31 protein-coding genes and 2 pseudogenes are annotated in these 27,000 nt (G+C 65.2%); 22 read left to right on the forward strand and 11 right to left on the reverse strand.

The genetic code is table 11. The annotated features are described in order from the left end of the window. Position 1: 1 nt before the first annotated feature. A complete protein-coding gene (gene hemW, locus AX724_RS03030) occupies positions 2 to 1,174 on the reverse strand; it encodes a radical SAM family heme chaperone HemW (RefSeq protein WP_066763521.1) in 1,173 nt (390 codons plus the stop codon). Positions 1,175 to 1,256: 82 nt separating this feature from the next. On the opposite strand from hemW, the gene AX724_RS03035 reads away from it, so the two are divergent. Next, a complete protein-coding gene (locus tag AX724_RS03035; protein WP_231736454.1) occupies positions 1,257 to 1,988 on the forward strand; it encodes a CAP domain-containing protein in 732 nt (243 codons plus the stop codon). On the opposite strand, the gene rdgB is transcribed toward AX724_RS03035, so the two are convergent. Then, positions 1,985 to 2,614: an RdgB/HAM1 family non-canonical purine NTP pyrophosphatase gene (gene rdgB / locus AX724_RS03040; protein WP_066763425.1), complete on the reverse strand. Its 630-nt coding sequence runs from the start codon at positions 2,612 to 2,614 to the stop codon at positions 1,985 to 1,987. The two genes, AX724_RS03035 and rdgB, sit on opposite strands and share 4 nt — an antisense overlap. A gap of 100 nt (positions 2,615 to 2,714) precedes the next feature. Beyond that, positions 2,715 to 3,431, reverse strand: a complete 717-nt coding sequence (rph, locus tag AX724_RS03045) for a ribonuclease PH (RefSeq protein WP_066763429.1) — start codon at positions 3,429 to 3,431, stop codon at positions 2,715 to 2,717. Positions 3,432 to 3,540: 109 nt separating this feature from the next. On the opposite strand from rph, the gene AX724_RS03050 reads away from it, so the two are divergent. The 6 genes from AX724_RS03050 to AX724_RS03075 all read left to right on the forward strand — a co-directional run bounded on the left by AX724_RS03050 (position 3,541) and on the right by AX724_RS03075 (position 8,022). After that, positions 3,541 to 4,035 (forward strand): DUF6438 domain-containing protein, encoded by a 495-nt coding sequence (locus AX724_RS03050; RefSeq protein ID WP_331711410.1) that lies wholly within the window; start codon positions 3,541 to 3,543, stop codon positions 4,033 to 4,035. A 43-nt stretch (positions 4,036 to 4,078) separates the two neighbouring features. After that, a complete protein-coding gene (gene hrcA / locus AX724_RS03055) occupies positions 4,079 to 5,122 on the forward strand; it encodes a heat-inducible transcriptional repressor HrcA (protein WP_066763432.1) in 1,044 nt (347 codons plus the stop codon). After that, positions 5,119 to 5,670, forward strand: a complete 552-nt coding sequence (gene grpE / locus AX724_RS03060) for a nucleotide exchange factor GrpE (RefSeq protein ID WP_066763438.1) — start codon at positions 5,119 to 5,121, stop codon at positions 5,668 to 5,670. The genes hrcA and grpE overlap by 4 nt, the downstream gene beginning before the upstream one ends. Positions 5,671 to 5,764: 94 nt before the next feature. Next, the gene (locus tag AX724_RS03065) at positions 5,765 to 7,006 is read left to right on the forward strand and encodes a threonine synthase (RefSeq protein WP_066763441.1); all 1,242 of its coding nucleotides are present in this window, start codon (positions 5,765 to 5,767) and stop codon (positions 7,004 to 7,006) included. 97 nt (positions 7,007 to 7,103) lie between these two features. Then, positions 7,104 to 7,739 carry a PadR family transcriptional regulator gene (locus AX724_RS03070; protein ID WP_066763443.1) on the forward strand — a complete coding sequence of 212 codons (636 nt, stop codon included), beginning with the start codon at positions 7,104 to 7,106 and terminating at the stop codon, positions 7,737 to 7,739. Between the two features lie 4 nt (positions 7,740 to 7,743). Next, positions 7,744 to 8,022, forward strand: coding sequence for a DUF2218 domain-containing protein (locus tag AX724_RS03075; RefSeq protein ID WP_066763445.1), 279 nt, complete (start codon positions 7,744 to 7,746; stop codon positions 8,020 to 8,022). Positions 8,023 to 8,050: 28 nt separating this feature from the next. On the opposite strand, the gene AX724_RS03080 is transcribed toward AX724_RS03075, so the two are convergent. Beyond that, on the reverse strand, positions 8,051 to 9,181 hold the full coding sequence (locus tag AX724_RS03080; RefSeq protein WP_066763447.1) for a M14 family metallopeptidase: 1,131 nt from the start codon (positions 9,179 to 9,181) through the stop codon (positions 8,051 to 8,053). After that, entirely contained in the window at positions 9,178 to 9,792 is a 615-nt protein-coding gene (locus tag AX724_RS03085; protein ID WP_066763524.1) for a hypothetical protein, read from the reverse strand. The genes AX724_RS03080 and AX724_RS03085 overlap by 4 nt, the downstream gene beginning before the upstream one ends. A gap of 200 nt (positions 9,793 to 9,992) precedes the next feature. On the opposite strand from AX724_RS03085, the gene ykgO reads away from it, so the two are divergent. Further along, positions 9,993 to 10,118, forward strand: a complete 126-nt coding sequence (gene ykgO, locus AX724_RS03090) for a type B 50S ribosomal protein L36 (RefSeq protein WP_004210176.1) — start codon at positions 9,993 to 9,995, stop codon at positions 10,116 to 10,118. A gap of 239 nt (positions 10,119 to 10,357) precedes the next feature. On the opposite strand, the pseudogene pyk reads toward ykgO, so the two are convergent. After that, a pseudogene (gene pyk / locus AX724_RS03095) lies at positions 10,358 to 11,808 on the reverse strand (pyruvate kinase). Positions 11,809 to 11,924: 116 nt separating this feature from the next. Between pyk and AX724_RS03100 the strand changes: the two are divergent. From AX724_RS03100 to ruvC, 6 genes are all read left to right on the forward strand, one after another. Next, positions 11,925 to 12,224 (forward strand): DUF1244 domain-containing protein, encoded by a 300-nt coding sequence (locus AX724_RS03100; RefSeq protein ID WP_066763448.1) that lies wholly within the window; start codon positions 11,925 to 11,927, stop codon positions 12,222 to 12,224. Between the two features lie 43 nt (positions 12,225 to 12,267). Next, positions 12,268 to 12,510, forward strand: coding sequence for a DUF2312 domain-containing protein (locus AX724_RS03105; protein ID WP_009822273.1), 243 nt, complete (start codon positions 12,268 to 12,270; stop codon positions 12,508 to 12,510). Between the two features lie 34 nt (positions 12,511 to 12,544). Next, positions 12,545 to 12,871, forward strand: coding sequence for a heavy metal-binding domain-containing protein (locus AX724_RS03110; protein WP_197421457.1), 327 nt, complete (start codon positions 12,545 to 12,547; stop codon positions 12,869 to 12,871). Further along, positions 12,871 to 13,362 (forward strand): arsinothricin resistance N-acetyltransferase ArsN1 family B, encoded by a 492-nt coding sequence (locus AX724_RS03115; protein WP_066763449.1) that lies wholly within the window; start codon positions 12,871 to 12,873, stop codon positions 13,360 to 13,362. Before AX724_RS03110 ends, AX724_RS03115 begins: the two co-directional genes overlap by 1 nt. Positions 13,363 to 13,449: 87 nt before the next feature. Beyond that, positions 13,450 to 14,193: a YebC/PmpR family DNA-binding transcriptional regulator gene (locus tag AX724_RS03120; RefSeq protein ID WP_066763450.1), complete on the forward strand. Its 744-nt coding sequence runs from the start codon at positions 13,450 to 13,452 to the stop codon at positions 14,191 to 14,193. 47 nt (positions 14,194 to 14,240) lie between these two features. Next, complete coding sequence (gene ruvC / locus AX724_RS03125) at positions 14,241 to 14,732, forward strand: crossover junction endodeoxyribonuclease RuvC (protein ID WP_066763451.1); 492 nt, start codon at positions 14,241 to 14,243, stop codon at positions 14,730 to 14,732. A 3-nt stretch (positions 14,733 to 14,735) separates the two neighbouring features. Here ruvC and AX724_RS03130 read toward each other — a convergent pair whose 3' ends face one another. From AX724_RS03130 to AX724_RS03140, 3 genes are all read right to left on the reverse strand, one after another. Next, complete coding sequence (locus AX724_RS03130) at positions 14,736 to 15,452, reverse strand: dienelactone hydrolase family protein (RefSeq protein ID WP_066763452.1); 717 nt, start codon at positions 15,450 to 15,452, stop codon at positions 14,736 to 14,738. A gap of 21 nt (positions 15,453 to 15,473) precedes the next feature. Next, on the reverse strand, positions 15,474 to 16,469 hold the full coding sequence (locus AX724_RS03135; protein WP_066763454.1) for a 50S ribosomal protein L11 methyltransferase: 996 nt from the start codon (positions 16,467 to 16,469) through the stop codon (positions 15,474 to 15,476). A 62-nt stretch (positions 16,470 to 16,531) separates the two neighbouring features. Then, the gene (locus AX724_RS03140; RefSeq protein WP_197421458.1) at positions 16,532 to 17,863 is read right to left on the reverse strand and encodes a methyl-accepting chemotaxis protein; all 1,332 of its coding nucleotides are present in this window, start codon (positions 17,861 to 17,863) and stop codon (positions 16,532 to 16,534) included. A 199-nt stretch (positions 17,864 to 18,062) separates the two neighbouring features. Between AX724_RS03140 and sdhC the strand changes: the two genes are divergently transcribed. Genes sdhC through sdhA form a run of 3 tightly spaced genes read left to right on the forward strand, consistent with a single transcriptional unit; the run spans position 18,063 to position 20,649 of the window. Continuing rightward, positions 18,063 to 18,458, forward strand: a complete 396-nt coding sequence (gene sdhC / locus AX724_RS03145) for a succinate dehydrogenase, cytochrome b556 subunit (RefSeq protein WP_066763457.1) — start codon at positions 18,063 to 18,065, stop codon at positions 18,456 to 18,458. After that, positions 18,458 to 18,847, forward strand: a complete 390-nt coding sequence (gene sdhD, locus AX724_RS03150; RefSeq protein WP_066763458.1) for a succinate dehydrogenase, hydrophobic membrane anchor protein — start codon at positions 18,458 to 18,460, stop codon at positions 18,845 to 18,847. The genes sdhC and sdhD overlap by 1 nt, the downstream gene beginning before the upstream one ends. After that, entirely contained in the window at positions 18,847 to 20,649 is a 1,803-nt protein-coding gene (gene sdhA / locus AX724_RS03155) for a succinate dehydrogenase flavoprotein subunit (protein WP_066763459.1), read from the forward strand. The genes sdhD and sdhA overlap by 1 nt, the downstream gene beginning before the upstream one ends. Before the next feature lie 185 nt (positions 20,650 to 20,834). On the opposite strand, the gene AX724_RS03160 is transcribed toward sdhA, so the two are convergent. Both AX724_RS03160 and AX724_RS03165 read right to left on the reverse strand, forming a co-directional pair. Further along, complete coding sequence (locus AX724_RS03160) at positions 20,835 to 21,479, reverse strand: hypothetical protein (protein WP_066763461.1); 645 nt, start codon at positions 21,477 to 21,479, stop codon at positions 20,835 to 20,837. A gap of 76 nt (positions 21,480 to 21,555) precedes the next feature. Continuing rightward, entirely contained in the window at positions 21,556 to 23,004 is a 1,449-nt protein-coding gene (locus AX724_RS03165; RefSeq protein ID WP_066763463.1) for a sigma-54-dependent transcriptional regulator, read from the reverse strand. Between the two features lie 152 nt (positions 23,005 to 23,156). Between AX724_RS03165 and AX724_RS03170 the strand changes: the two genes are divergently transcribed. From AX724_RS03170 to AX724_RS03190, 5 genes and pseudogenes are all read left to right on the forward strand, one after another. Further along, entirely contained in the window at positions 23,157 to 23,279 is a 123-nt protein-coding gene (locus AX724_RS03170) for an aa3-type cytochrome c oxidase subunit IV (RefSeq protein ID WP_066763465.1), read from the forward strand. Between the two features lie 34 nt (positions 23,280 to 23,313). Beyond that, positions 23,314 to 24,258 (forward strand): annotated as a pseudogene (locus tag AX724_RS03175) (NAD(P) transhydrogenase subunit alpha); the annotation flags it as partial. 120 nt (positions 24,259 to 24,378) lie between these two features. Beyond that, a complete protein-coding gene (locus AX724_RS03180; RefSeq protein WP_009823552.1) occupies positions 24,379 to 24,663 on the forward strand; it encodes an NAD(P) transhydrogenase subunit alpha in 285 nt (94 codons plus the stop codon). After that, positions 24,663 to 26,084, forward strand: coding sequence for an NAD(P)(+) transhydrogenase (Re/Si-specific) subunit beta (locus AX724_RS03185; protein WP_066763470.1), 1,422 nt, complete (start codon positions 24,663 to 24,665; stop codon positions 26,082 to 26,084). The genes AX724_RS03180 and AX724_RS03185 overlap by 1 nt, the downstream gene beginning before the upstream one ends. Positions 26,085 to 26,309: 225 nt before the next feature. Further along, entirely contained in the window at positions 26,310 to 26,999 is a 690-nt protein-coding gene (locus tag AX724_RS03190; protein ID WP_066763473.1) for an aspartate/glutamate racemase family protein, read from the forward strand. The last annotated feature ends 1 nt before the right edge of the window (position 27,000 follow it).

Consider the following 27,000-nt stretch of genomic DNA (forward strand, 5'->3'; position numbering starts at 1 on the left):
TTCAGACCGCTACGATTTCAGGCAGGATCGCGTCGAGCAGCAACATGCCGCTCGGCGTGACCTGCAGCCGGGTGCCGTTCAGATGGACAAGGCCGTGGCGCTCAAGCTGATGCACGGCCTGTGCATCGATCAGATTGCCCGCCGGGACGGCTGAAAGCGCTCCGATCCGCGCCAGATCCACCCCTTCGCCCAGGCGCAATCCCATCAGCAGCGCTTCGCGCGCCCTGTCCTGCGGCAACAGGCCTTCCTCGCTCTGGATGCCATGGCCGTTGCGCGCGACCGCGCTCATCCAGTTTTCGGGCTTCTTGTGGCGCAGTGTCGCCATGCCGCCGCGCCGGCCATGCGCGCCCGGCCCGATCCCGATATAGTCGCCATAGCGCCAGTAGGTAAGGTTGTGCCGGCTTTCCTCGCCCGGACGGGCATGGTTGCTGATCTCATAAGCCGGGATGCCGGCTGCGCCCGTCATCGTTCGCGTCAGTTCATAGAGGGTCGCGCCATGATCCGGGTCGACCGGGGTCAGCTTGCCCTGCGCCACCAGCGTCGCGAAGCGCGTGCCCGGCTCGATGGTGAGTTGATAGAGGGACAGGTGGCCGGTGCCGAACGAAAGGGCGCGTTCCAGTTCCGCCTGCCAGTCCGCCTCGCTTTGTTCGGGCCGTGCGTAGATCAGGTCGAAGCTCACCCGGCTGAATGCGGCCTGCGCCGTCTCAAGCGCTGCCAGGCCCTCCGCCACATCATGCGCGCGGCCCAGGAAATGCAGCGCCTCATTGTCGAGCGCCTGCAACCCCAGCGACACGCGGTTCACGCCCGCCGCGGCGAGGTCGGCGAAGCGCGCTGCCTCCACCGAATTGGGGTTCGCCTCCAGCGTGATCTCTATGCCTGGCGCAAAGCTCCAATATCGTTCCGCCGCCGCGATCAGGCTCTCCACCAGCGCGGGCGGCATCAGCGACGGCGTGCCGCCCCCGAAGAAGATGGAGGCGAGCGGCCGGCCGCCGCTCAACCCGGCTTCGTGCGCCATGTCCGCCAACAATGCGGGACGCCATGCGTCGATGTCGATGGCGTCACGGACATGACTGTTAAAATCGCAGTAAGGACATTTGGAAACGCAAAAGGGCCAGTGGATATATAAAGCCAAAGGCTCGCCGCTGGTCGGCAGGAGTCGGGGATTTGAGGACATGATCGGGGGCTTCCCTAGCCGCCTTTGGCGCGGCTTGCCATGGGCGCTGTGTGCAGTTTCATCGACCTGCGGGTCTGCCGCCATGGCGTCGGAAGCCGTGATGCCCGCGATCCCGCTGCCAACCGGGCCGTTTCAGGTCGCCGCGATTCTACCGCCCCCGGCATTGCCGCCCGTCGCTTCGTCGCCCGCCCCATTGCCAGGGGCGGCGCAGACTGTCCCGGCACTGGCCGCGCGCAAAGCCTATGCCTATCCCACGGCGCCGACCGCGGCGGTCATGGCCGCCAGCTTCTATGGCATGCAGGAAGCGGCACGGGGCGAGGCGCTGCTACGGCAGGTGATGCTCGACGCCCATAATGACGAACGCTTGGCATTGGGTCATGCGCCGCTTGCCTGGGACGATGCTCTGGCGGCGGACGCAGCCCGCTACGCGACGGAAATGGCGCGAACAGGTGCCTACCGGCACAGCAGCAGGGCCAGCCGAGCGATACCCAGCGGCGAAAATCTCTGGATGGGACCGCGTCGCCTTTACAGCTACCAGCTGATGGCGCAGGCCTTCCTTGACGAAAAACGCAACTTCATCCCCACGGCGAAGCTGCCGGATATCAGCGCCACCGGCCATTGGCAGGAAGTTGCGCACTATACCCAGATGATCTGGCGCGGCACGCAGAAAGTCGGCTGCGCTGTCGGTGACGGGCGCGATTATGAATATCTCGTCTGCCGCTATTTCCCGGCGGGCAATGCCTTCGGCAAGGGGCCGTTCGACGTGGACGAAGCCACCCTTGCCATGGCCGCGCCGGGCGAGGGGCCGCGCTAGAAAACCGCGGCCACCAGCTTGGCGAAGGCGTCGGCGCGGTGGCTCATCGCATGCTTGGCGTCGGGGTCCATCTCACCAAAGCTGATGTCGAACCCCAGCGGCTGGAACATGGGGTCGTACCCGAACCCCTTGTCCCCGCGCGGCGGCCAGACGAGCGTGCCGTCGACCCGCCCCTCGAACGCCTCGACATGGCCGTCGGGCCAGGCGAGGGCGAGGGCGCAGATGAAATGCGCGTCATGGCCGGCATCCGGGCCTTTGGCCTCCACGCCGTCCCAGACCTTCTGCATGGCGAGGCCGAAATCCTTGTCCGGTCCCGCCCAGCGCGCCGAAAACAGCCCTGGATCACCGCCCAGCGCCTCGACGCAAAGGCCGCTGTCGTCGGCGAGAGCGGGGAGGCCGCTCAAATCCGCTGCCTGCATCGCCTTCAATTCCGCATTGGCGATGAAGGTCGTGCCGGTCTCCTCCGGTTCGGGCAGGTCCAGGCTGCCGGCCGAGATCGGCTCGATACCATAGGGGCCAAGCAGCGCCGCGATCTCCCGCACTTTGCCTGCATTGTGGCTGGCGATCACCAGCTTGCCCGGCTGCAATTTGCGGATCGCCTGTTCCTGTCCGAATTGGTCGGTCATTTTATCTCACTCATTCCGTTCGCTTCGAGCCTAGTCGAGAAGCGGATAGCGCATCCATAGCGTTTCTCGACCTCGCTCGAAACGAACGGAGATTGGAGGCTTACCGCCCCGTCGCCGCGTCCTGCGCCGCGAAAATCTTCGCGCAGCCGATTCGGGCGAGGCGCAGCAGTCGGAGCAGTTCCTCCTCGTCATAGGCCGCGCCTTCCGCCGTCGCCTGCACTTCGGCGAACTTGCCGTCGCCGGTCAGGATCAGGTTGGCGTCCGTCTCGGCATTGCTGTCCTCGGCATAGTCGAGGTCGAGTACGGGCGTGCCTTGATAGATGCCGCAGCTGATCGCCGCGACCTTCTGGATGATCGGGTCTTGCGTGAGTGCGCCCGAGGCCAGCAACTTGTCCACCGCGATGCGCAGCGCGACCCAGCTTCCCGAAATGGCCGCCGTGCGCGTGCCGCCATCGGCCTGGATCACGTCGCAATCGACCACGATCTGCCGTTCGCCCAGTGCTTTCAAGTCGACGATGGTGCGCAACGAGCGGCCGATCAGCCGCTGGATTTCCTGCGTCCGGCCCGACTGCTTGCCCTTGGCCGCCTCGCGGCTGCCGCGTGTGTGGGTGGCGCGGGGCAGCATCCCATATTCCGCCGTGACCCAGCCCGATCCCTTGCCGCGCAGGAAGGGTGGGACCTTCTCCTCCACCGACGCGGTGCACAGCACGCGCGTGTCGCCGAAGCTGACGAGGCAGCTGCCTTCGGCATGGATGGTGAAGCCGGGCTCCATGGTGATGTCGCGCATCTGGTCGGGCGCGCGGCCGGAAGGACGCATATCTGTTACTCCGAAACGATCAAGGGACGGCGCTTAGCGCCCGATGGCGTCAGTTGCCAGTGGGCAGACGCGCCTGCGATCGATATGAGAGCGTATGAGGATAAAAATCATGGTTGCGGCCGCCATGCTCGCGCTTGCGGGCTGCGCGGCGGAAACGGAGAGGCTCGAACCGCCGAGGGCACCGGGCGACATGATCCGGTTCACGGCGGGGCGCTGTTTCGGCGCTTGTCCGGCCTATACGCTCCAGGTGTCGCCCGACGGGGCTGGCCTGCTGGAACCGCAGCGCTTCACCTCGGTTCCAGGCCCCACCCGCTTCACCGTCACCCCTGCGCAATATCGCCGGCTGATCGCGACGCTCGCGCCCTATCGTCCGGCATCCGGCACGACAAAGCGCATCGCCCATGGGCAGGATTGCGACCGCTTCGCCACTGACATGCCCAGCTATGTTGTGGAATGGACCCGGCCGGACCGGCCCGCGACGAAACTGGAATATCAGTCGGGCTGCATGGATGCCCGCCACGGCAGGCTGCGCGTTGCCATCGCCTCAGTGCCCAAGATCCTGGACATCGAAACGATGCTCAATCCCAAAGCCGTGACGCCGTGAGGCCATCTTGAGGGCCGCGCAACCTTCCCCTAGATAGAAAGGCATGTCGGTCACCCCGATCTCTGAACTCAACGATCGCGCGCGCGATGTCTTCCGCCTGGTGGTGGAAAGCTATCTCGGCACGGGTCTCCCCGTGGGCTCGCGCACGATCAGCAAGATGGCGTCGCTCAGCCTGTCGCCCGCCTCCATCCGCAACGTGATGCAGGATCTGGAGGAACTCGGCCTCCTCGCCGCGCCCCATACATCGGCCGGGCGGATGCCGACCGAAACGGGGCTGCGTCTGTTCGTCGACGGTATGATGCAGGCGGCCGAACCTTCCGCGGAGGAACGGCGCGCGATCGAAGCGGGGATCGCGGAAAGCGGCCCGATCGAGGAGGCGCTTTCCGCCGCCACCGCAACGCTTTCGGGCCTCTCCGCCTGCGCCGGCATCGTCATGGTGCCCAAGCGCGAGCCGGTTCTGCGCCAGTTCGGCTTCGTGCCGTTGAACGCGCGGCAGGCGCTCGCGGTCCTGGTGGGACAGGACGGGTCGGTCGAAAATCGCGTGCTCGACCTGCCCGAAGGCGTCAGCGCGGTCGCGCTCAACGAAGCCGCCAATTTCATGTCCGTCCGCTTCGGCGGCCTGACCCTGCGCCAGGCGGGGGAACTGCTCGCGCGCGAGATGGAGGCGGAGCGTAGCGCGCTCGATCACACCGCCCGGGATCTGGTGGAGCGCGGCCTTGCCGTCTGGTCGCACGATGCGGATGACCGGCCCGTCCTCATCGTGCGGGGCCAGTCCCATCTGCTGGACGACTCGGCCGCCGCCGACCTTGAACGCGCCCGGCAATTGCTGGAACAGCTGGAGGGCAAGCAGGAAATACTGGACCTGCTGCGCGGCGCATTGGCGGGCAGCGCGACCAAAATCTTCATCGGATCGGAAAACAAGCTCTTTTCCCTGTCCGGTTCTTCGGTCATAGCCGCGCCCTACCGTGGCGCGGACGGCCGGGTCGTCGGCGTGGTCGGCGTGATCGGCCCCACGCGCTTGAACTATGCGCGGGTGATCCCCATGGTGGATTTCACTGCACAGACGCTGTCGAGATTGATGAGATGAGCGAAGACAAGAATCTGGAAAATACCGAAACCGTGGACGTCCTGCCCGAAGATGCTGCGCCTGCCGGAGAGGCGGGCACGGATCGGGTTGCCGCGCTGGAGGCCGAACTCGCCGCTGCGAAGCAGGACATCCTCTACGCCCATGCCGACACGCAGAATGTGCGCCGCCGGCTGGAAAAGGAACTGGCCGACGCCCGCGCCTATGCCGCGACCGCCTTCGCGCGCGACATGCTGTCGGTCGCCGATAATCTTGGGCGGGCGCTCGCAGCCATCCCGGCCGACCTGCGCGAGGACGAAAAGTTCAAGGGCCTGGTCGTCGGTCTGGAAGCCACCGGCCGCGAACTGGAGAATGTGTTCGGCCGCAACGGCATCACGAAGCTGGAATCGGTCGGCCAGCCGCTGGACCCCAACAAGCATCAGGCAATGATGGAAGTCCCCTCGGACGAGGCGGAGCCCGGCACGATCCTGCTGGAAATGCAGGCCGGCTATATGATCAAGGACCGTTTGCTCCGCCCCGCCATGGTCAGCGTGGCGAAGAAGCCGGAATAGCCTTTTCAACCCGTTCGGGCGGAGCCTGTCGAAGCCCATTTCTTCTTCGAGAAGTGAAGCCCTTCGACAGGCTCGGGGCGAACGGGGATATTTTGTGCGCCACGACCTCAACCTCATTACGGACCGGCCGACCTTCGTCACCCATCTCGAATGTTCGCTGACGGGCGAGCGCTACGAGGCGGACCGGCTGCATGGCCTGTCGGCGGCGGGCAAGCCGTTGCTGGTGCGCTACGATCTGGAGGGCGTGCGTGCCGCGCTGACGAAAGGCGCGCTCGCCGCCCGGCCGATGGACCTGTGGCGCTGGCGCGAACTGCTCCCCGTCCGCCAAACCGCCAGCATCGTCAGTCTGGGCGAAAATGCGACGCCGCTGATCCCGTTGCCGCGCACTGCCGCGCGGCTGGGAGCCAGGCATTTGCTCGCCAAGGATGAAGGTCGCCTGCCGACCGCCTCCTTCAAGGCGCGCGGGCTCGTCATGGCTGTGTCGATGGCGAAGGAACTCGGCGTAACCCAGGTTGCCATGCCGACCAACGGCAATGCCGGCGCGGCGCTCGCCGCCTATGCCGCTGTCGCCGGGATGGAAGCCGTCATCTTCTGCCCCGCCGATACGCCCGAAGTGAATGTGCGGGAAATTGCGGCGCAGGGTGCGCGCGTCTATCGCGTCGATGGCCTCATCGACGACTGCGGCGCCATTGTGGGGCAGGGCGCGAAGGAACGCGGCTGGTTCGACTTTTCGACCCTCAAGGAACCCTATCGGATCGAGGGCAAGAAGACGATGGGCCTCGAACTGGCCGAACAGCTCGGCTGGGACTTGCCCGACGCGATCTTCTACCCGACCGGCGGCGGCACTGGCCTTATCGGCATGTGGAAGGCGTTCGACGAGCTGGAAAAGATCGGCTTCATCGGCTCCCGGCGCCCGAAGATGTTTGCCGTCCAGGCCGAAGGCTGCGCGCCGATGGTCCGCGCGTTCGAACAGGGCGTCGAATTCGCGGAGCGCTGGGAGGATGCGCATACCATCGCCATGGGCATTCGCGTGCCCCGCGCGGTTGGCGATTTCCTGATCCTGCGCGCCGTGCGGGAAAGCGGCGGCGCGGCGCTGGCCGTGTCCGACGACGCGATCGCGGCGGCCGTGCGGGATGTGGCGCGCGACGATGGGCTGCTGCTGTGCCCGGAGGGTGGGGCGACGCTCGCCGCCTACCAGCGCGCGCTGGAAGAAGGACTGATCGGGCGCGACGAGCGCGCGCTATTGTTCAACTGTGCGAGCGGCCTCAAATATCCGCTGGAGGACCAGAGCCGAACGTTGGACCGCCACGCCCCGATCGATTTCGGGGCACTCTAGATTCTTTCAAGATCTAATTAAGATACATCTTATCTCTTGACGCCGAACATTTTTAAGATATATCGCAAAGCATCAAGATCGATATGAAAGAAATGATATGAGATTCCCCCATTTTTCCCACGGCCGGTTCGGCGGGGCACGCCACGGCTTTCATGGCCACCGCCACGCCCATGCCGGCGGCTTTGGCGGACGTCCGTTCGGCGACGACCCTCTACAGGATGACGGCTTTCGCGGCGGCGGCCGGGGCGGCCGGGGCGGTCGCCGCCGTCTGTTCGACAACGACATGCTACGCCTGATCCTGCTCAAGCTGATCGCGGACGAGCCGCGTCACGGCTATGAACTGATCCGCGCCATCGAGGCGCTGTCGGGCGAGGCCTATGCCCCAAGCCCAGGCGTCGTCTATCCAACGCTCACCTTGCTGGCGGAGATGGACCTGATCGTCGAGCAGAGTCCAACCGAGTCCGGCTCAGGCAGCCGAAAGCGCTTTGCCATCACCGATGCTGGGCGCGTCCAGCTTGAGGAGCGCAAGGCTGCGCTCGACATCGCGCTGGCCCGCCTGTCCCACCTCGCGCAAAAGGCGCAGCGCATGGACGGTGGTCCAATCCGCCGCGCGATGCACAATCTGCGCTTCGCTCTGCAAAACCGGCTGGAAAAGGAAGGCGCGGACGAGCAGACCCTGCTCGATGTCGCCGCCCTGATCGATGAAGCCGCCCACAAGATCGAAAGGCTCTGATCCGATGACCGTTACAGCTACCGTACCCACCGAACATGCCAGCCGCTATCTGCAGCAACTGTCCAAGCATTGGAGCCACAAGTTCGACGTCAATTTCGACGCGCACAAGAGCGCGATCGCCTTCCCGATGGGCGCGCTCCGCATGGAGGCGCAGGCGGACGCGCTGGTCGTGACGCTGGAGCCGAATGCCGACGTGGATGTGGACCGTTTCAAGCAGGTTGTGGCGGACCATCTCGACCGCTTCGCCTTCAAGGAAGCGCCTCTGCCCTTCGATTGGAAGTAAATCTTCGCAGGCGCCACACGGGTCAGGTTCAGACCTCCGCGATCATCTCCGCCAGCACCGCCAGGCAATCCTTGGCGAGCTGGATGGAGCGGGCGGGGGACCAGCCATAATCCGCGTCGGGCAGGTCGTCATTGTCCTTGAATGGCATTTCCAGCGTCATTGCGACCGCGCCGAACCGTTCCGCCACCTGATTGGTCGACATGGACAAGTTGGCCTTGCCCGCACCCGCCACGGCATAGCCCAGCCGCGTCTGGAAGTCGGGCGTGCGCTTTGCCAGCGTGTCGCGATAATGGGTGTATAGTCGGCTCTGCTTCTCGGTCAGGGACGGAATGCCCTCGAACCCCGCCAGGAATACGGCGGGGATCGCTTCGTCGCCATGCACGTCCATGGCGAAATCGACGCCGCTCGCGTCCATGGCGTCGCGCACCAGCTTTACTTCCGGGCTGCGCTCCATCGTCGGCTCGTGCCATTCGCGGTTGAGGTTCACGCCCGCCGCGTTGGTGCGCAGGTGGCCGCGCCGGCTGCCATCCGGATTCATGTTGGGCACCACGTAAATGGTCGCTTCCCGGCGCAGCAACCGGGCGACGGCGTCCTCTTCGTCGCACAGCCGTTCCAGCGCGCCTTCCATCCACCATTCCGCCATCGTCTCGCCCGGATGCTGGCGGGCATAGAGCCAAATCTTCTTCGGACCATCGCCAATGGTCAGGAGGTCCAGCGGCTGCCCGTCCAGCGTCAGGCCCAGTTCGCGGTGCTCGACGCCGGGTTGGCTCGCCGCCCAGGCGATCAGGTCATGATGCCGCTCCATCGAATAGGGCGCGAAATAGGCGATCCACACCGCATTGCTGTCCGGCATCAGGCGGATGGTGAGCACGCCATCGGCATAGTCGGTGTCGGCCAGGAACCAGTTTTCCCGATCCTCGCTGACGCGCGCCGAATATCCCTTCCACCCGTCCGGATAGGCGGAACTCCCGCAATTGACGATGCGCAATTCGACCTCGCGGCCTGCCGCATTGGCCAGCCGGAAATGGAACCACTGATAGAAGTCGCTCTGGTGATCGGTCACGATCTCCAGGTCGGCGCGGACGCCGTGTGCGCTGTCGGTGACGGAAAGAACGCGAATATTGCCGCTGTCGAAGCCGCTGGAAATGCTGATGGTCATTTGACCGTTATAGTGCGCCCCGATTCGCCCGGATAGCCCCCGATCAGCGCGGTGGCCAGTTTCTGCGCGGCGGCGACCGGCTGCGCAGCCGGACTGCCCTGCTTCGCTTGCGTCGAAGCGCGTCCTTCCCACACCGCTGCCGAATCGGACCGGCGGCGCAACTGCACATGCATCTGCGTCGTCACGATGTCCTTCGGCTTGCCCGACAGGTTGATGCCGACACCGACGCCAAGCCCGCCGAAGCTGCCGCCGCGGCGTCCTCCGCCGCTGCCGAAGCCGCCGCCCACGCCCACGCTGACCGGTCGGTCGCTACCATTGTCGATGCCGCTTGGGCGGAAGCTGCGGTCCAGGCTGACCAGCGCCACATAGTCGCTCGACGCGCCCGCCGGGGCGGGGGTGAAGCCGACCCGTTGCAGCTCCTGCGACACGATCCCCGCATAGGTGCGAAACTCCAGGCTGACATCCGGATTGCCCGGCATTTCCTCGATCGCGACCGTGCCGGTCCGCGCCGGATCGGCGACGTGGAAGCGCGTGACCTCGACCGGAGCGGTCGTCGTGCAGGCGGCGAGCGGCAGGGCGAGCAGGGCGGAGAGCAGGACAGGCTTGGTCATGGCGACAACTCCAACGGGCATGTACCGCATACACGGCGCGGCAACGGATATTCCATCCAACGCGTGAAGCCACGAACTTGCTGCACACGCGATGAACGGCGGGAAAAGACCGGCGGTCACCCTTGACTTTGGCCGGTCGCGCCCATAGGGGCAGCGCTTCCAGTTTTCAGTCACATCAGAATCATCGAAGGCCGATAGCCATGAAGATCCGCAACTCGCTCAAGTCGCTCAAGGGCCGCCACCGGGACAACCGCGTGATCCGTCGCCGCGGCCGCACCTACGTCATCAACAAGACCAACCGCCGCTTCAAGGCCCGCCAGGGCTGATAAGCGCCGCCGCCGCCAGGCGGCGGCCCGGTCTGCAAGCAAGAAGCGCCCGGTCGATGATCGGGCGCTTTTCGCGTTGCGGTTCATCGGTGCAAAGAGGCATCCCGTTCGTCCTGATTAGCCGCCGAGCCGGTCGAAGGGCGGTATCGAAGGGCTTTGCGGAGATAGCCCTTCGATACCGCCCTTCGACTTCGCTCAGTCCCCAGGCAGGGCGAACGGACGGGAATTCCCAGCGATTGTCAAAAGGTCGGCTTCTCGTCCCGGCCCTTCAGTTCGTCGCCGCGAATCGCCGCGACGTGAAGCACGTTGGTCGAACCCGGCGTCCCGAACGGCACGCCCGCCAGCACGACGATCTTTCCGCCCTTGTCCGCCATATGGTGGCGAAGCGCCATGCGCCGCGCCTTGCCGATCATTTCCTCGAAATTGCCGATGTCCTTGGTCTGCACCGCATGGACGCCCCAGGTCAGACCCAGCTTGCGCGCCGTGTCGGCCCGCGGCGTCAGCGCCAATATGGGTGCGGATGGCCGCTCGCGCGCAACGCGGCGCACCGTGCTGCCCGAAGAGGTGAAGCAGGTGATCGCGCTGGCGCCCACGACCGACACGATGCTGCCCGCTGCTTCGGCCAAGGCATCGGCCGTGGTCGGGTCGGGCAGCGTCTCGGTATAATGAAGCCGGCCGAAATAGCCCGGATCGCGCTCCACTCCATCATCGCGACCGCCTCGACCGGCCAGTCGCCCGCCGCCGTCTCGGCCGACAGCATGATCGCGTCCGCGCCATCATAAACGGCCGTCGCCACGTCCGAAACCTCGGCCCGCGTCGGGGAGGGCGACTTGATCATCGATTCGAGCATCTGCGTTGCGACCACGACCGGGCGGCCCAGCTTGCGCGCGGTCGCCACGATCTGCTTCTGAAGCGGCGGCACCGCCTGGGGCGGCAATTCCACGCCCAGGTCGCCGCGCGCCACCATGACGCCGTCCGCCAGCTCCACGATCTCTTCCAGCCGCTGCACGGCTGACGGCTTCTCGATCTTGGCCATCAGCGCCCCATATCCACCCATCAGCTTGCGCGCCTCGGCCAAATCCTCCGGTCGCTGCACGAAGCTCAGGGCGATCCAATCGCAGCCCTGCTGCATGGCGAAGCTCAAGTCGCGCCGGTCCTTGTCGGTCAGTGCCGGGACGGGGACCACCACGTCCGGAACGTTGACGCCCTTGCGGTTGGACAGCGCGCCGCCGACCTCGACGATGGTGTCGATCCGGTCGTCCGCGACCGCCTTCACCCGCAACACCAGCTTGCCATCGTCCAGCAGCAGGCGAGTCTCGGGCACCAAGGCGGCGTAGATTTCGGGGTGGGGCAGGTTCACGCGTCGCGCGTCGCCGGGCGTCTCGTCCCGGTCCAGCACGAAGGCCGCGCCCGTTTCCAGGATCGCCAGCCCTTTCTCGAATGTGCCCACGCGCAGCTTGGGGCCTTGCAGGTCGCCCAATATGGTGGTCGGCCGCGCGAATTCCTTTTCCAGCGCGCGGATGGTGGCGATGCGCTTGGCATGGTCCTCATGCGCGCCGTGGCTCATATTGATGCGGAAGGCATCGGCACCGGCCACGAACAGCGCCCGGATCATCTCCGCGCTGTCGCTCGCAGGGCCAAGGGTCGCAAGGATGCGGACCTTGCGCGTGCGGGGCGGTAACTTCGTCATGGTTTCTCCTGACCGTCTTGATCGTCCCTGGCTGGCCTCACGGCCTTGCCAGTGCGTCGTTATGGGTTATCCGTACTGCACGACAGGATGATGTAGATCAGCGAAAAGGATCGCCGATGGCCGACACCATACTCACAGATGCGGTCGCTGCAACCGCCTTCCGCCGTCTGGTGGCGCATTTGCAGCACCGGACCGACGTCCAGAATATCGATCTCATGGGAACAGCCGGCTTTTGCCGCAATTGCCTGGCCGATTGGATCGCGGAGGCGGACAGCCATCTGACACGGGACGAAGCGCGCGAGATCGTCCACGGCATGCCCTTCGCCGACTGGAAGGCGCGGCATCAGGGCGAAGCGACGCCCGAACAGATCGCCCGGATGAAGGAGAGTGTGGCGAAGAACGCCGACAATCATTAGAGGCGTCCGCCAACCCGATTCACACTGACACGGAGATTCACGAATGAGCGAGGGCAACGTCGCCGCCGACCAGCTACGACTTTTCATCGAGCGCATCGAGCGCCTGGAGGAAGAGAAGAAGGGCATCGGCGACGACATCAAGGATGTCTATCTGGAGGCGAAAGCCAACGGATATGATGGTAAGATCATGCGCCAGATCGTCCGTTTGCGGAAGATGCAGCCCCACGACCGGCAGGAGATGGAGGCCATCCTCCAGACCTACCTTGCCGCACTGGGCATGGAATAAGGCCGCACACCAACCGTTTGAAGGGAGAACGCCCATGTCCGAGATTATCGTGAGCACCACCAGCCGCCTGGAAGGGCGGCCTGCGAAGGAATATCTCGGCATCGTCACCGGAGAGGTGATCGTGGGCGCAAACCTGTTCCGTGACCTGTTCGCCAGCGTGCGGGACATTGTGGGCGGCCGTTCGGGCGCTTATGAGGACGTGCTTCAGCGCGCCCGCGAACAGGCGATCGGCGAAATGCGCATGCGCGCCGCCACCATGGGCGCGAACGCCGTCGTCGGCGTCGATCTCGATTATGAGGTGATCGGGTCCAACGGTTCGATGCTGATGGTGTCGGCATCGGGCACCGCGATCCTTTATTGATGCTGACCGTCCGCCGGGCGGACGCGGCGGATGCCGCGGCCTGCGCGGCGATCTACGCGCCCTTCGTCACCGACAGTTGGGTCAGTTTCGAAACCGATCCGCCCGATCCGGCGGAAATGGCGCGGCGGATCGCCGACCATGGCGCATCGCATGGCTGGCTGGTGGCGCTGGAGCCGGACGGCGCCATTGTCGGCTATGCCTATGGCAGCCCGCATCGCGCCCGCGCTGCCTATGCGACCTCGGCCGATGTCGCCATCTATGTCGATCCCGCCTTTGCCCGGCGCGGCGTGGGGGTGGCGCTCTACGCCGCCTTGCTGCCGATGCTGAAGGCGCGCGGCTGCCATGCCGCCTTCGCAGGGATCGCCCTGCCTAATGCCGCCAGCATCGCGCTGCACGAAGCCATGGGTTTCACGCCGGTCGGCATCTATCGCGAAGTGGGCTGGAAACTGGACGGCTGGCGCGACGTAGGCTGGTGGCAACGACTGCTGTGAGCGCCCTCGCTCTGGCGGTTGCCCTTGGGGCGGCCGCTGGTGTAAGGGCGCCCATCCCTTTCAACCGGCAGACAAGATTTCAGGACCATGGCAGGCCATTCCAAATTCAAGAACATCATGCATCGCAAGGGCGCGCAGGACAAAAAGCGCTCCTCGATGTTCTCCAAGCTCAGCCGCGAAATCACCGTGGCGGCCAAGATGGGCATGCCCGACCCGGACATGAACCCGCGCCTGCGCCTTGCGGTCAACGCCGCCAAGGCCCAGTCCATGCCCAAGGACAACATCCAGCGCGCGATCGACAAGGCGTCGGGCGGCGACATGGAGAATTACGAGGAAGTCCGCTATGAGGGCTATGGCCCCGGCGGCGTCGCCATCATTGTCGAAGCGCTCACCGACAACCGCAACCGCACCGCGACCAACGTCCGCACCGCTTTCTCCAAGAATGGCGGCAATCTGGGTGCCTCGGGCGCGGTGAGCCATGGTTTCGAGCGCCTGGGCCTCATCACCTATCCGGCGAGCGCGGGCGAGGCCGATGCGGTGTTCGAAGCGGCGCTGGAAGCGGGCGCGGACGATGTGTCCTCGAATGAGGATGAGCATGAGATCTGGACCGCGATGGACGCGCTCCACGAAGTCGCCAAGGCGCTGGAAGCCAAGCTCGGCGCAGCTGACAGCGCAAAGCTGGCGTGGAAGCCCACCACCACGGTCGAAGTCGATGAAAGCAATGCAGCGACGCTCCTGAAGCTGGTCGACGTGCTGGAGGATGATGACGACGTCCAGACCGTCTGGGGCAATTATGAAGTCTCCGACGCGGTCATGGAGAAGCTGGGTTGATCTAATACATCCCCCCTTACTGGGGAGGGACAAATTATTGGAAGATCATGATCCTCCTCGGTCTCGATCCTGGCCTTGGCACCACTGGCTGGGGCATCATTGCCGCGGACGGCAACCGGCTGACGCATATCGGCAATGGTCAGATCAAGACCGATGCGGACATGGCGCTGGCCACGCGGCTGCTGGCCATTGATTTGGCGCTCACCGACCTGATCCTGGAACATCGGCCCGATGGCGCGGCGGTCGAAGAGGTGTTCGTCAACGTGAACCCGCAATCCACGCTCAAGCTGGGGCAGGCGCGCGGCGTGGTGCTGCTCGCTGCGTCACGCTCGGGCATGGAGGTGGGCGAATATGCCGCCCGGCTCGTCAAGAAATCGGTGGTGGGCGTCGGCAACGCGTCGAAGGAGCAGGTTCACGCCATGGTGCAGCGCCTGTTGCCGGGCGCGAAGATCGCCGGGCCTGACGCGGCGGATGCGCTCGCGGTCGCCATCACGCACGCCCACCATCTGGCGAGCGCGCGCCGCATCCCGACGCGCTGAGCCTCAGCCGAACAGTTCTTCGAGGAAATTCGTCATCGCGCGGAAGCTGCGCCGGTCTGCGTCTTCATTGTAGGCCAAGCCCTTGTCCGGCATGTTGATCGCGTGATCGGTGAAGGCATGGCCGGCATGGCCATAGGCGTGAATCTGCCAGTCGCATCCTGCGTCCGTCAACTCCCTCGCCAGCGCGACCGTCGCGTCGGGCGGCGCGATCGGATCGTCCCAGCCGTGGCAGATCAGCAGCTTCGCCGCGATCCGGGCATTGGGGAAGGGCGGCGCGTCATAGACGCCGTGGAAGCTCACGCCGCCCGCAATGTCCGCGCCGCTGCGTGCGAGGTCCAGTACGCACTTGCCGCCGAAGCAAAAGCCGATCGCCGCCGTTTGTCCGGCATCGACCTGCGGCAGCGCTTTCAGCGTCGCATGCGCCGCATGGACCCTGTCCCGCATCATTGCCCGATCGGCGTTGAGTTCGCCCATATATCGGCCCATGTCGGGATCGCTCCGGCTGGTGCGCTTGCCCTGCCCGAAGACATCGGCGACCAGCACGGCATGGCCAAGCGCCGCCACCCGTTCGGCATAGGCGAAATCGGCTTCCTTCGTCCCCAGCACATTGGGGAAGAGCAGGATGCCGGGCCTTTCGCCGCCGGCCTCTTCCGCGACGATCATGCTCTCGAACGGCGCGCCATCCTGCGTGTGGACGATCACCTGCCTGACGATGGCCATCACCTGTCTCCTTCGCTGTCTCTATATGCTGCCAAATCCCGGCGCTTCGCCGCGTGCGGCAGGATTGACGCGGCGCGGGCGCTTCCACCCGATGCTCGGCCGCTTGCGCAGGCGCAGCGTCGGCCAGTCGCCCCGGTCGGCGCGCTCGGCCAGCCGCATGCCCTGTGCGCGATACGCGGCGATCACCGCATCGGCCTGCGTATCGAGCAGGCCCGCCAGCACGATCGTTCCGCCATCCTCGATCAAGGCACAGAGCGAGGGCGCCAATTCGATCAGCGGCCCGGCTAGGATGTTGGCGATCAGCAGGTCGTAAGGCGCGCGCCCCGCCAGCGCGGGGTGGTTGCCGCCTGCGGCCGCGACGAGCGCCAGCCGCCCAAGCCCGTCGCCCAGCATGATACCGTTGGCACGCGCATTGTCGGCGCTGATCTCCACCGCCACCGGATCGATGTCCGACGCGATGGCGCGCGCGCGCGGCCACAGGTTGAGCGCGGCGAAAGCGAGCAGTCCGGTGCCGGTGCCGATGTCCGCGATGTTGCGGAAATGCATGCCCACGCGCCGCATCCGGTCCAGCATGGCCAGGCATCCCGCCGTCGTCTCATGCTGCCCTGTGCCGAACGCGCGCCCTGCTTCGATCAACAGGTTCACATGGCCCGGCAGTTCGGGATCGGTGGCGATGTTGCGGACGTGGAAGCGACCGGCAGTCACCGGTGCCAGTCCTTGCTGGCTCATCGTCACCCAATCCTCGTCGGGCAACGCCTCGACCAGCGGCTTGGTCCCGGCGGCGCTTGGAACCAGCGTCTTGAGCAGCTTGATCGCGGCCGGGCTGGGTCGCCCCTCGAAATAGGCGTCCAGCCGCCAGAGCCCCTGATCCTCATCCGCCTCGCTGGTCATCAGCACGGGCGGGCTGTCCATGACCGCGAAGGCGGCGATGTCCCCGTCGATCGCCTCGGCTTCGGCGCGGGTGCAGGGCAGGGTGACTTTCCAGCTCTGTGCAGCTGGCGCGGTGGCGTCCGTCATCCCGCCGCCTTTAGAGCAGGACGACGGCAAGGGGAAGCGGGCGACAGCCCTATGCCGCTCGCTTAAGCGACCTGCCGGCCGAAGTCCGACGATGCGTTGCGCAGGCTGGTGAGCTTGCCTTCGACGCTGACGAAGCCGCGTTCGAGCTGGTCGATCTCGGACGCGACGACTTCGGTATCCTGCCGGATGGCGGAGATGGTGGTCGACATCGAATCGGCCGCCAGCGCGGTTTCGTCAACCGCGGCGGTGATCATGGTCACGGTCTGCGCCTGCGCGTCCATGGCGTGGCGGATGCGCTCGGCGCTGGCCTTCACTTCGCCCACCGTGTCGCGGATGCGTTCGTTATTCTCCACCGACAGACGCGTCGACGCCTGGATGTCGGCGATCTTGCCCGCGATCTCGTCGGTTGCCCGCGCGGTCTGGTTGGCGAGGCTCTTCACCTCCTGCGCGACGACGGCGAAGCCGCGGCCGGCATCGCCCGCGCGCGCCGCCTCGATCGTGGCGTTGAGCGCCAGCAAATTGGTCTGCCCTGCAATGTCGCGGATCAGGCCCAGGATCGATTCGATCGACTTGGCATGTTCCGACAGGGTGGCCGACATGGTCACCGCCTCGCCCGACTGGGTGGAGGCGCGCTGCGCCACTTCGGCGGCGCTTTCGACTTCGCCCCGCGCGTCCTCGATCGCGCGGATCAGGCCGGCGGAGGTGCGCGCCGCCTCGCGCATGGCGATGGCGGACTGCTCGGCGGCGGCAGCGACTTCCGACGCCTTGCCCAGCATGCCGCGCGTCGCGGCCGACGCGTCCTTCGCCTGTTCGCGCAGCGATTCGCCCAGCTTCGACGCGCCGTCGATCTCGCCCACGATCCGCTGTTCGAACAGCGTGCCATAACGCTGGCGCTCCAGCCGGTCGGCTTCGGCCTGGTCGTTGGCCATCACATTGCTCATCAGGCCCGAATCGATCATCGCGATCTGCAGCATCGCGCGCGAAAGCGTCCTGCGTTGCGTTTCGTCGGCGCACCGTTCCCAGATCAGGTCGGCGATATGTTCGTTCGCGGCGGCGACAGCGGTCAACACCGATCCGGCCGCCACGCCATGCTTGCGCGCGTGCCGCACGCAATCCGCCGCCGAGGCGGCCCAACGTGCGGTCTCGAAGCGCAACAGCTTGTCATGCGCATAATTGCGCGCTTCCGATTCGATGCGGGCCAGGACAGCGGCGCCCATCCGATCCTTCAGACCGGTTTCGCGCATATACATGTCGAAGAAGGTCGTCCCGACGCTGTCCAGATCGTCGCCGATCATCTCGCCGATCTCGCGCGCGGCGCGTGCCAGCGCACCATCCGGGTCGACACCGGCCAGCAGGCTGGATGCAGTGGCGGCAGAAAGGATATTGGACGGCATGGAAAACGGTCCCCGTTGACGAGATGATCTGTTTGCACCCGACTCTTAACGCCCCTTGGTTAATCACTTCTTATGCCTGCAACCTTTTCGCGCTTGGGCGGATGTGCTGCCGAGTCGGCTTTTCGACAGCTTGCCCTCCAGCCGCTTCGCTCCTAAGGGGACGGGACTCGAGGAAAAAGCATCAGGGACAAGGGTAGATATGGCGCGTTCCACCAGCCGGCCGCTCTCGCCGCATTTGACCATCTGGAAATGGGGCCCGCACATGGCGGTGTCCATCATGCACCGCGTTACCGGCAACGGGCTGGCGACGGTCGGGGCGCTGGGCCTCGTGTGGTGGCTGATGGCGGCGGCGATGGGGCCGGAAGCCTATGCGACCTTCGTCAAATGCGCGACCTCGCCCATCGGCTATCTGGTGATGATCGGCCTCAGTTGGTTCTTCTTCCAGCATATGGTGTCGGGTCTGCGTCACTTCGTCCTGGATATGGGCGCGGGCTATGAACTGCGCACCAACAAGACATGGGCGCTGGCGACCTTCGTCATATCGGCGCTGCTGACGATCCTCTTCTGGCTCTTCATCTTCGGAAAGGCGCTCTGATGGGCACGGGTACTGGTATCGGCCGCGTTCGCGGCCTCGGCTCCGCCAGGCATGGCGCGCATCACTGGCTGGCGCAGCGCTATACGGCCGTCGGCAACCTGTTGCTTGTCCTGTGGCTGCTCATCAGCCTCGCGACCCTGCCGGGCCTGGACTATGAAAGCGTCGTCAGCTGGATTTCCAACCCGCTGGTCGCGGTGCCGCTGATGCTGATGCTGGTCAGCATCTTCTATCACCTGCGCCTGGGGATGCAGGTGATGCTGGAGGACTATGTCCACGACAAGGGCCTCAATTTCTTCTGCATCCTGCTGCTGAATTTCTACGCCATTGGCGGCGCCGCCGCCGGCATCTTCGCGATCGCCAAGATCGCCTTCACGGGGATCGTCAAATAATGAGCGACGCCTACAAGATCATCGACCACACATATGACACCGTGGTCGTGGGCGCGGGCGGATCGGGCCTGCGCGCCACCATGGGTAGCGCCGAAGCGGGCCTCAAGACCGCCTGCATTACCAAGCTGTTCCCGACGCGCAGCCATACCGTCGCGGCGCAGGGCGGCATCGCCGCTTCGCTCGGCAACAATTCGCCCGATCACTGGACCTGGCACATGTACGACACCGTCAAGGGGTCGGACTGGCTGGGCGATCAGGACGCGATTGAATATATGGTGCGCGAAGCGCCCGCCGCCGTCATCGAGCTGGAACATGCCGGCGTGCCGTTCAGCCGTAACGAGAATGGGACGATCTACCAGCGTCCCTTCGGCGGCCATATGCAGAATATGGGCGCCGGTCCGCCGGTGCAGCGCACCTGCGCCGCTGCCGACCGCACCGGCCACGCGATGCTCCACGCGCTCTATCAGCAGTCGCTGAAATATGACGCGGACTTCTACATCGAATATTTCGCCATCGACCTCATCATGGAAAATGGCGAGTGCCGCGGCGTCATCGCCATCTGCATGGAGGATGGCTCGATCCACCGCTTCCGCAGCCATGCGGTCGTGCTGGCGACGGGCGGCTATGGCCGCGCCTATTTCTCCGCCACCTCGGCCCATAGCTGCACCGGCGACGGCGGCGGCATGGTGCTGCGCGCGGGGCTACCGCTCCAGGATCTGGAATTCGTGCAGTTCCACCCCACCGGCATCTACGGCGCGGGCGTGCTCATTACCGAAGGCGCGCGCGGCGAGGGCGGCTACCTCACCAATTCCGAAGGCGAACGCTTCATGGAGCGCTATGCCCCGTCCGCCAAGGATCTGGCCTCGCGCGACGTGGTGTCGCGGTCGATGGCGATGGAAATGCGCGAAGGACGCGGCGTTGGTCCCAACAAGGACCATATCTTCCTGCACCTCGACCATATCGATCCCAAGGTGCTGGCCGAACGCCTGCCCGGCATCACCGAAAGCGGCAAGATTTTCGCGGGCGTCGATTTGACCCGCCAGCCGCTGCCGGTGACGCCCACCGTCCACTATAATATGGGCGGCATCCCCTGTAACTATCACGGGCAGGTGGTGACGAAGGTCGGCGACGATCCGGAAGTCGTGGTGCCCGGTCTCTATGCCGTGGGCGAAGCGGCGTGCGTGTCGGTCCATGGCGCGAACCGCCTGGGTTCCAACAGCCTCATCGACCTCGTCGTGTTCGGCCGCGCGACCGGCCTTCACCTCAAGGAGACGTTGAAGCCCAACGCCGCGCACAAGCCGCTGCCTCAGGATTCGGCCGATCTGGCGCTCAGCCGCCTCGATAAATATCGCAACGCTAAGGGCGGTTCGCCCACGGCGGCGATTCGCCTCGAAATGCAGCACACCATGCAGAAGCATGCCGCTGTGTTCCGCGACAGCGCATTGCTGGCCGAGGGCGTCACCAAGATGGAGCAGGTCAACAAGCGGCTGGAGGACGTTGCCGTTACCGACCGCTCGCTGATCTGGAACACCGATCTCATCGAAACGCTGGAACTGGACAACCTCATGTCCCAGGCGGTCTGCACCATGGTCAGCGCGGAAAACCGCAAGGAAAGCCGCGGCGCCCATGCGCACGAGGACTTCCCGAACCGCGACGACGAAAACTGGATGAAGCACACCGTCAGCTGGTTCGACGGCTGGGGCGGTTCGGGCGGCAAGGTGAGCCTCGATTACCGCCCGGTCCACGACTACACGCTCACGGACGAGGCGGAATATATCAAGCCCAAGGCGCGCGTTTACTAAGCCGCTTGGCGTCACCAAAAATGAAGGGGCGGGCCGAAAGGCCGGCCCCTTCTTGCGTTGGGCCGAAACCATGTCCTACCCTGGGGGCGATCGATACAATGGCCGTGTCCCATCGGATAGGAACAGGCCGACGCAACTTTATGTCAATTTCTGCGGGAAATATGCGAAGTTAAGCGGGCGAAATCCTATTTCGCCGCCGGCGTCGATGATGTCGCATTGGCGGCCGGGGCGGGTGCCGCGCCTGCCTCCGCCTCGCCCTTCGGAGCCAGGACGCGCAAGCTCGACAACACCGTTTCCGCCATGCCCTGATATTGCTCGCTCAGCATTTCGGGATAGACGAAGGTCGCGCTGACGACCGATCCGTCCGCACGGCGGACCAGCCGAACCGCGACATTATTGCCTTCGCCGTCATTGGCGGTGCCGCGATATTCATTCTCGCCGACAAAGTCGCCGTCCACGCCTTCCGCCCCGTTGCTGATCGTTTCGACGATCTGCCGCAGCGTCTGATCCTTGTCGTTCCTGTCCCAGAAGACGCGCACGTCCGCGCCCGCCCCGGGATCTTCATACACCACGCCGTCCGGCGTGCTCGCGCCCTTGTCGATCGTCCAGCCTTCCGGGAAGGTGATGGAAAATCCGCGCTCGACATTCACATAGTTGCGGTTCTCGGCCTCGCTCATTGCTTGCTGGCTTTCCAGCGCGTTGGCAGCCGCGGCGTTGGCGGCGGCGGCCAGTTGCTCCTGGCTGGGCGCGTCGCCCACCGGTTCGGTGCGGCCACAGGCAGCAAGCAGCAGGATGGAAAGGCAGGCGGCGGCGGAGGCGGCAGTCTTCATGACCGTTCCAAAGCATAGCCGGCGCATGAATTCAACGCCCCTGCGGAGCGAAGAGCCGGATCGTGCGGCTACCGGTTCAGGCGGCGCTGTCGATGCCGAGTTCGGCCAGCTTGCGGTAGAGCGTCGAGCGGCCGATCCCCAATCGCCGCGCAACCTCCGTCATGCGGCCGCGATAATGGCCTATGGCCAGGCGGATGACGTCGGCTTCGATGTCGGCCAGTTGCCGCACATGCCCGTCGCCTTCGAACAGGGTGATGCCAGCCCCGTCGCGATGCGGCAGCGGCGTGGTGCGCGGACGCAGCATATGGACGTCGCCCGTCGATTGCGTGCGGATTTGCTGGGCGATCTGCGGAAAATCCTGCGGCGTGAGCGCGTCGCCCTCGCACAATACGGCGGCGCGGAAGAGGGCATTCTGCAACTGGCGCACATTGCCGGGCCAGCCATGCTGCATCAGCAGTGCGAGCGCGTCGTCGGTCAGGCCCAGGCCGCGCATGCCCGGCTGGGCGGCGATGCGGGTGAGCAGGTGTCGGCAGAGGGCGGGTATGTCGCCCATTCGCTCGCGCAGCGGCGGCACGGTCAGCTGCACGACGTTCAGCCGGTAATAAAGATCCTCGCGGAACCGTCCGGCTTCAATCTCTTCCAGCAGCCGCTTGTTGGTCGCGGCGATCACGCGCACATCGACATGGATCGGCCGCCGAGCGCCGATGGGCTGCACTTCTCCGTCCTGCAGCACCCGCAACAGCTTGACCTGCGCGTCGAGCGGCATCTCGCTCACTTCATCCAGGAATATGGTGCCCAGGTCCGCGCTGGCGAACTTGCCCACATGCCGGTCGAACGCGCCGGTGAAGGCGCCGCGTTCATGGCCGAACAGCTCCGATTCCACCAGGTTGGCGGGGATCGCGCCGCAATTGACCGTCACCATCGCATGGCGATGACGGGGCGAGGCGGCATGGATGGCGCGTGCGATGACATCCTTGCCAACGCCGCTCTCCCCCTCGATCAGCACCGGCACCCGCGCCCGCGCGGCCTTGGCAGCGATGGCGAGTGCCGCGCGGAATTGCGGGGCTGAGCCGACCACGTCCTCGAAGGAAAGGGGGGCAGTGATCTTTTCCGTCAGCGGGCGCAGCTCGCCGGCATGCGCGCCCTCGGCTCGCGTGGCGTTGAGCGCGGCCAGCAACCGCTCCGGCGCGATCGGCTTCGACAGATAGTCCGTCGCTCCCGCGCGCATGGCTTCGACCGCGACGGCGACGTTGTTGTGCGCGGTCAGCACCAGGATAGGCAGCGCAGGCCGCCGCGCGCGGATGTCGCGGATCAATCCTGCAGGTTCGTAATCGGGGCTATACTGGTCCAGCAGGACCGCATCGAGCTGCATCCCGTCCTGGGTGCCGAGCGTTGCGATCGCGCTTTCGCCATCGCCTGCGAAAATGGTGCGCCACCCCGCGCGTGAGGCCAGCGCCGACACTAGCCTGCGCTGCGCCGGCTCGTCGTCGATCAGCATCAGCATCGGTACGCCGTCGCGCGTCATTGCCACCCCTTCAAAATACCAGGCGGCCGACCGTAGCGTTGGCAGGTAAAAGCCGGCTTAACCGCGAAAGATTTTCTTGTGCCGCGGCGGGTTGAGAGGCGTGCCCGTTGACTATAAGGGGAGTGGGCAAAAGCAACGTCAGGGGAAGGGATATGGCTTCTAACGACATGAAAAGCGCCAACGAGACTTACACTGGCTTCGTCGGATTGGTGAAATGGGGCACGATCGCCAGCGTTATCGTGGCCGCCATTGTGGTGCTGTTGATCTCAAGCTGACCCGCTTGCAAAAATGGGGAGGGGATAAACGAACATGAAAATAGCGGTGGTGAAAGAGCAGGCGTCAGGCGAAAAGCGAGTCGCTGCCACGCCGGAAACGGTAAAGAAATTCAAGGCACTCGGCGCTGAAATGGCGGTCGAGGCCGGGGCCGGGCTGACGGCGTCGATCGCTGATGCCGATTATGCCAATGCTGGCGCGACGGTGGCGGACCGGGCGGCAACGATTGCCGGAGCCGACATCATATTGGGCGTTCAGGGGCCTTCGCCAGACAGCCTTGCCGGTGCGAAACCGGGCGTTTGGATCGTGGCAGGGCTCAATCCGTTCGGGGACCGCGCGCGCGTCGATGCCTACGCGGCTGCGGGCCATGAAGCGCTGGCGATGGAATTCATGCCGCGTATCACCCGCGCGCAGTCGATGGACATCCTTTCCTCGCAATCGAATCTCTCGGGCTACAAGGCGGTGCTGGACGCGGCTGCCGAATATGGTCGGGCCTTTCCGATGATGATGACGGCGGCGGGCACGGTTTCGGCCGCAAAGGCGTTCATCATGGGCGTGGGCGTTGCTGGGCTTCAGGCGATCGCCACCGCGCGTCGCCTTGGCGCGCAGGTCAGCGCGACCGACGTCCGCTCGGCCACGAAGGAACAGATCGAATCGCTTGGCGCCAAGGCGATCTTCGTTGAGAAGGTCGCAGGGATCGAAGGTGAGGGGTCGGGCGGCTACGCCACGGAGATGTCGGACGAATATAAGGCCGCGCAGGCCGAACTCGTCTCGGCCCACATCGCCAAGCAGGACATCGTCATCACCACGGCGCTCATTCCGGGGCGGCCCGCGCCGCGCCTCATCACCGACGCGCAGATCGCGACGATGAAGCCTGGCAGCGTCATTGTCGACCTGGCGGTCGAGCAGGGCGGCAACGTCGAGGGCGCGGTGGCGGGCGAAGTCGTCGAGCGCCACGGCGTCAAGATCGTGGGCCACCGGGTCAACGAACGGCTGCTGGGTTGAGCCAGCCTTAATGAAGGGGCGCGCGCCTGCCAAGGGGGCGGGGGCGCGCGGAACCGTCCCGTGCGGACACGCCGGGACGAACAGGGAGTAGGAACGATGGACTTCATCTCCATCCTGTCGATTTTCGTGCTGGCATGTTTCGTCGGCTATTATGTGGTGTGGTCGGTGACCCCGGCGCTCCACACGCCGCTGATGGCGGTCACCAACGCCATTTCGTCCGTCATCATCGTCGGCGCGCTGGTCGCGTCGGCCGAAGCCGGTAGCGCGGCGGCGAAATATCTCGGCCTGCTGGCCGTGGTGTTCGCCAGTGTCAACATTTTCGGCGGCTTCGCCGTCACCGAACGCATGCTCGCCATGTACAAGAAGAAGGAGCGCAAGTGATGCACGAACTCGCGCCCGTCTCGCCCTTCATCGCGCTCGCCTATCTGGTAGCGGGCGTCCTCTTCATCCTCGCCCTGCGCGGCCTGTCCAGTCCGGCGACCAGCCGACGGGGCAACCGCATGGGCATGGTCGGCATGGCCATCGCCGTCGTCACCACGCTCTACACCCATGACGTGGTCAGCCTGCCCGAAATCATCGGCGCGATCGTCGTTGGCGGTGGTATCGGCTTCATCATCGCCCGCCGCATCGCCATGACGGCCATGCCGCAACTGGTGGCGGCCTTCCACAGCCTCGTCGGTCTCGCCGCCGTGCTGGTGGGCGCCGCCGCCTATCTCAATCCCGGCGCGTTCGGCATTCTCGATCCGCTGACGGACGAGATCCACAATGCGAGCCGGATCGAGATGGGGCTGGGCGTCGCCATCGGCGCGATCACCTTTTCGGGATCGGTCATCGCCTTCCTTAAGTTGAACGGCAACATGTCGGGCAAGCCCATCATGCTGCCCGGTCGCCACCTCATCAATCTGGGTACGCTCGCCGCGATCCTGGGCCTCATCGCCTATTTCGTGACCGACCAGAGCCCGTGGATCTTCTGGACCGTCACGGCGCTCAGCTTCGTGATCGGCTTCCTGCTCATCATCCCGATCGGCGGCGCGGACATGCCGGTCGTCGTATCGATGCTGAACAGCTATTCGGGCTGGGCCGCCGCCGCCATGGGCTTCACGCTGGGCAACAGCGCGATGATCATCACCGGCGCGCTCGTGGGCTCGTCCGGCGCGATCCTGAGCTACATCATGTGCAAGGCGATGAACCGCAGCTTCATCAGCGTCATCGCCGGCGGCTTCGGCGCGGAGACCGGCGGCGGCGCGTCCGGCGCAGCGGCGGTCGACCGTCCCTACAAGCGCGGCAGCGCGGAGGACGCGGCGTTCCTGATGAAACAGGCCGACAGCGTCATCATCGTGCCGGGCTATGGCATGGCGGTGAGCCAGGCGCAGCATGCACTGCGCGAAATGGGCGACCTGCTCAAGAAGGAAGGCGTCAGCGTCAAATATGCGATCCACCCGGTCGCTGGGCGTATGCCTGGCCATATGAACGTGCTGCTGGCCGAAGCCAACGTCCCCTATGACGAGGTGTTCGAGCTGGAGGACATCAACGGCGAGTTCGGCCAAGCGGACGTCGCCTTCGTCATCGGCGCGAACGACGTCACCAACCCGGCGGCCAAGACCGACAAGACGTCACCCATCTACGGCATGCCGATCCTGGACGTCGCCAACGCGAAATCGGTGCTCTTCGTGAAGCGCTCCATGGGCGGCGCTGGCTATGCCGGCGTCGACAACGAAGTCTTCTACATGGACAACACCATGATGTTGCTGGCCGACGCCAAGAAGATGGTCGAGGAAATCGTCAAGGGGCTTGCCCACTAGAGCATTTTCGAAGCGGACGGCATCGTCCGCTGCCTGGGAAAATGCGGAAAACAAAAGATAACTGGAGCATGATGCGATTCAGTATGAACGGATCATGCTCTAGCACTTGCCTCATCGGCTGCTGATACCCTACGCCGTTCGGGTCGGGGGAAGTCGAGATACGCCGCGCCGCGTGCCGGTTCTCGACTTCGCTCGACCCGAACGGATTATTCATCAGGGAACATCATGCGCAAACTTGGCCTCATCGGCGGTCTCAGCTGGACGTCCACCGCCCGCTATTATGAGATCATCAATCAGGCCGTGCATCGGGCGCTGGGCGGCCAGCACAGCGCGCCGCTTCTGATCGAGAGCCTGGACTTCGCCGAGGTTGCGCGCTGCGCCACGCAGGAGGATTGGGATTGTGCCGCCGGCCAGCTGATCGCATCTGCCGGGCGGCTGCAACAGGCTGGCGCGCAAAGCCTGCTGATCTGCGCCAACAGCATGCACCGCGTCTATGATCAGGTGCAGGCGCAGGTCGATATCCCCATCATCCATATCGCAGATGTCGTGGGCGGCAGGCTGAAGGCGGATGGCGTCGAGAAAGCGGCGCTGATCGGCACCCGCAACGTCATGACGGAAAAATTCTACCGCCAGCGCCTGGTGAGCCACGGTGTGTCGCTATTGCCCGCCGACATGGAACTGGCGGAGCGGATCGACCGGATCGTCTATGACGAACTGACCGTGGGCAAGGTCACCAAGCAGTCCGAACGCTTCATGAAGTCGGAACTGACCGACATCGCCAAGCAGGATGTGCAGGCGGCGGTGCTGGCCTGCACCGAGCTGGAACTGATCGTGGACGTGAAGGCCAACGTCCTGCCGATCTACGATTGCACCCATATCCATGCCAGGGCGGGCGTCGATTTCATCCTGGGTTAGG

It is taken from the genome of Sphingobium sp. CCH11-B1 (assembly GCF_001556865.1).
Lineage (GTDB): Bacteria > Pseudomonadota > Alphaproteobacteria > Sphingomonadales > Sphingomonadaceae > Sphingobium.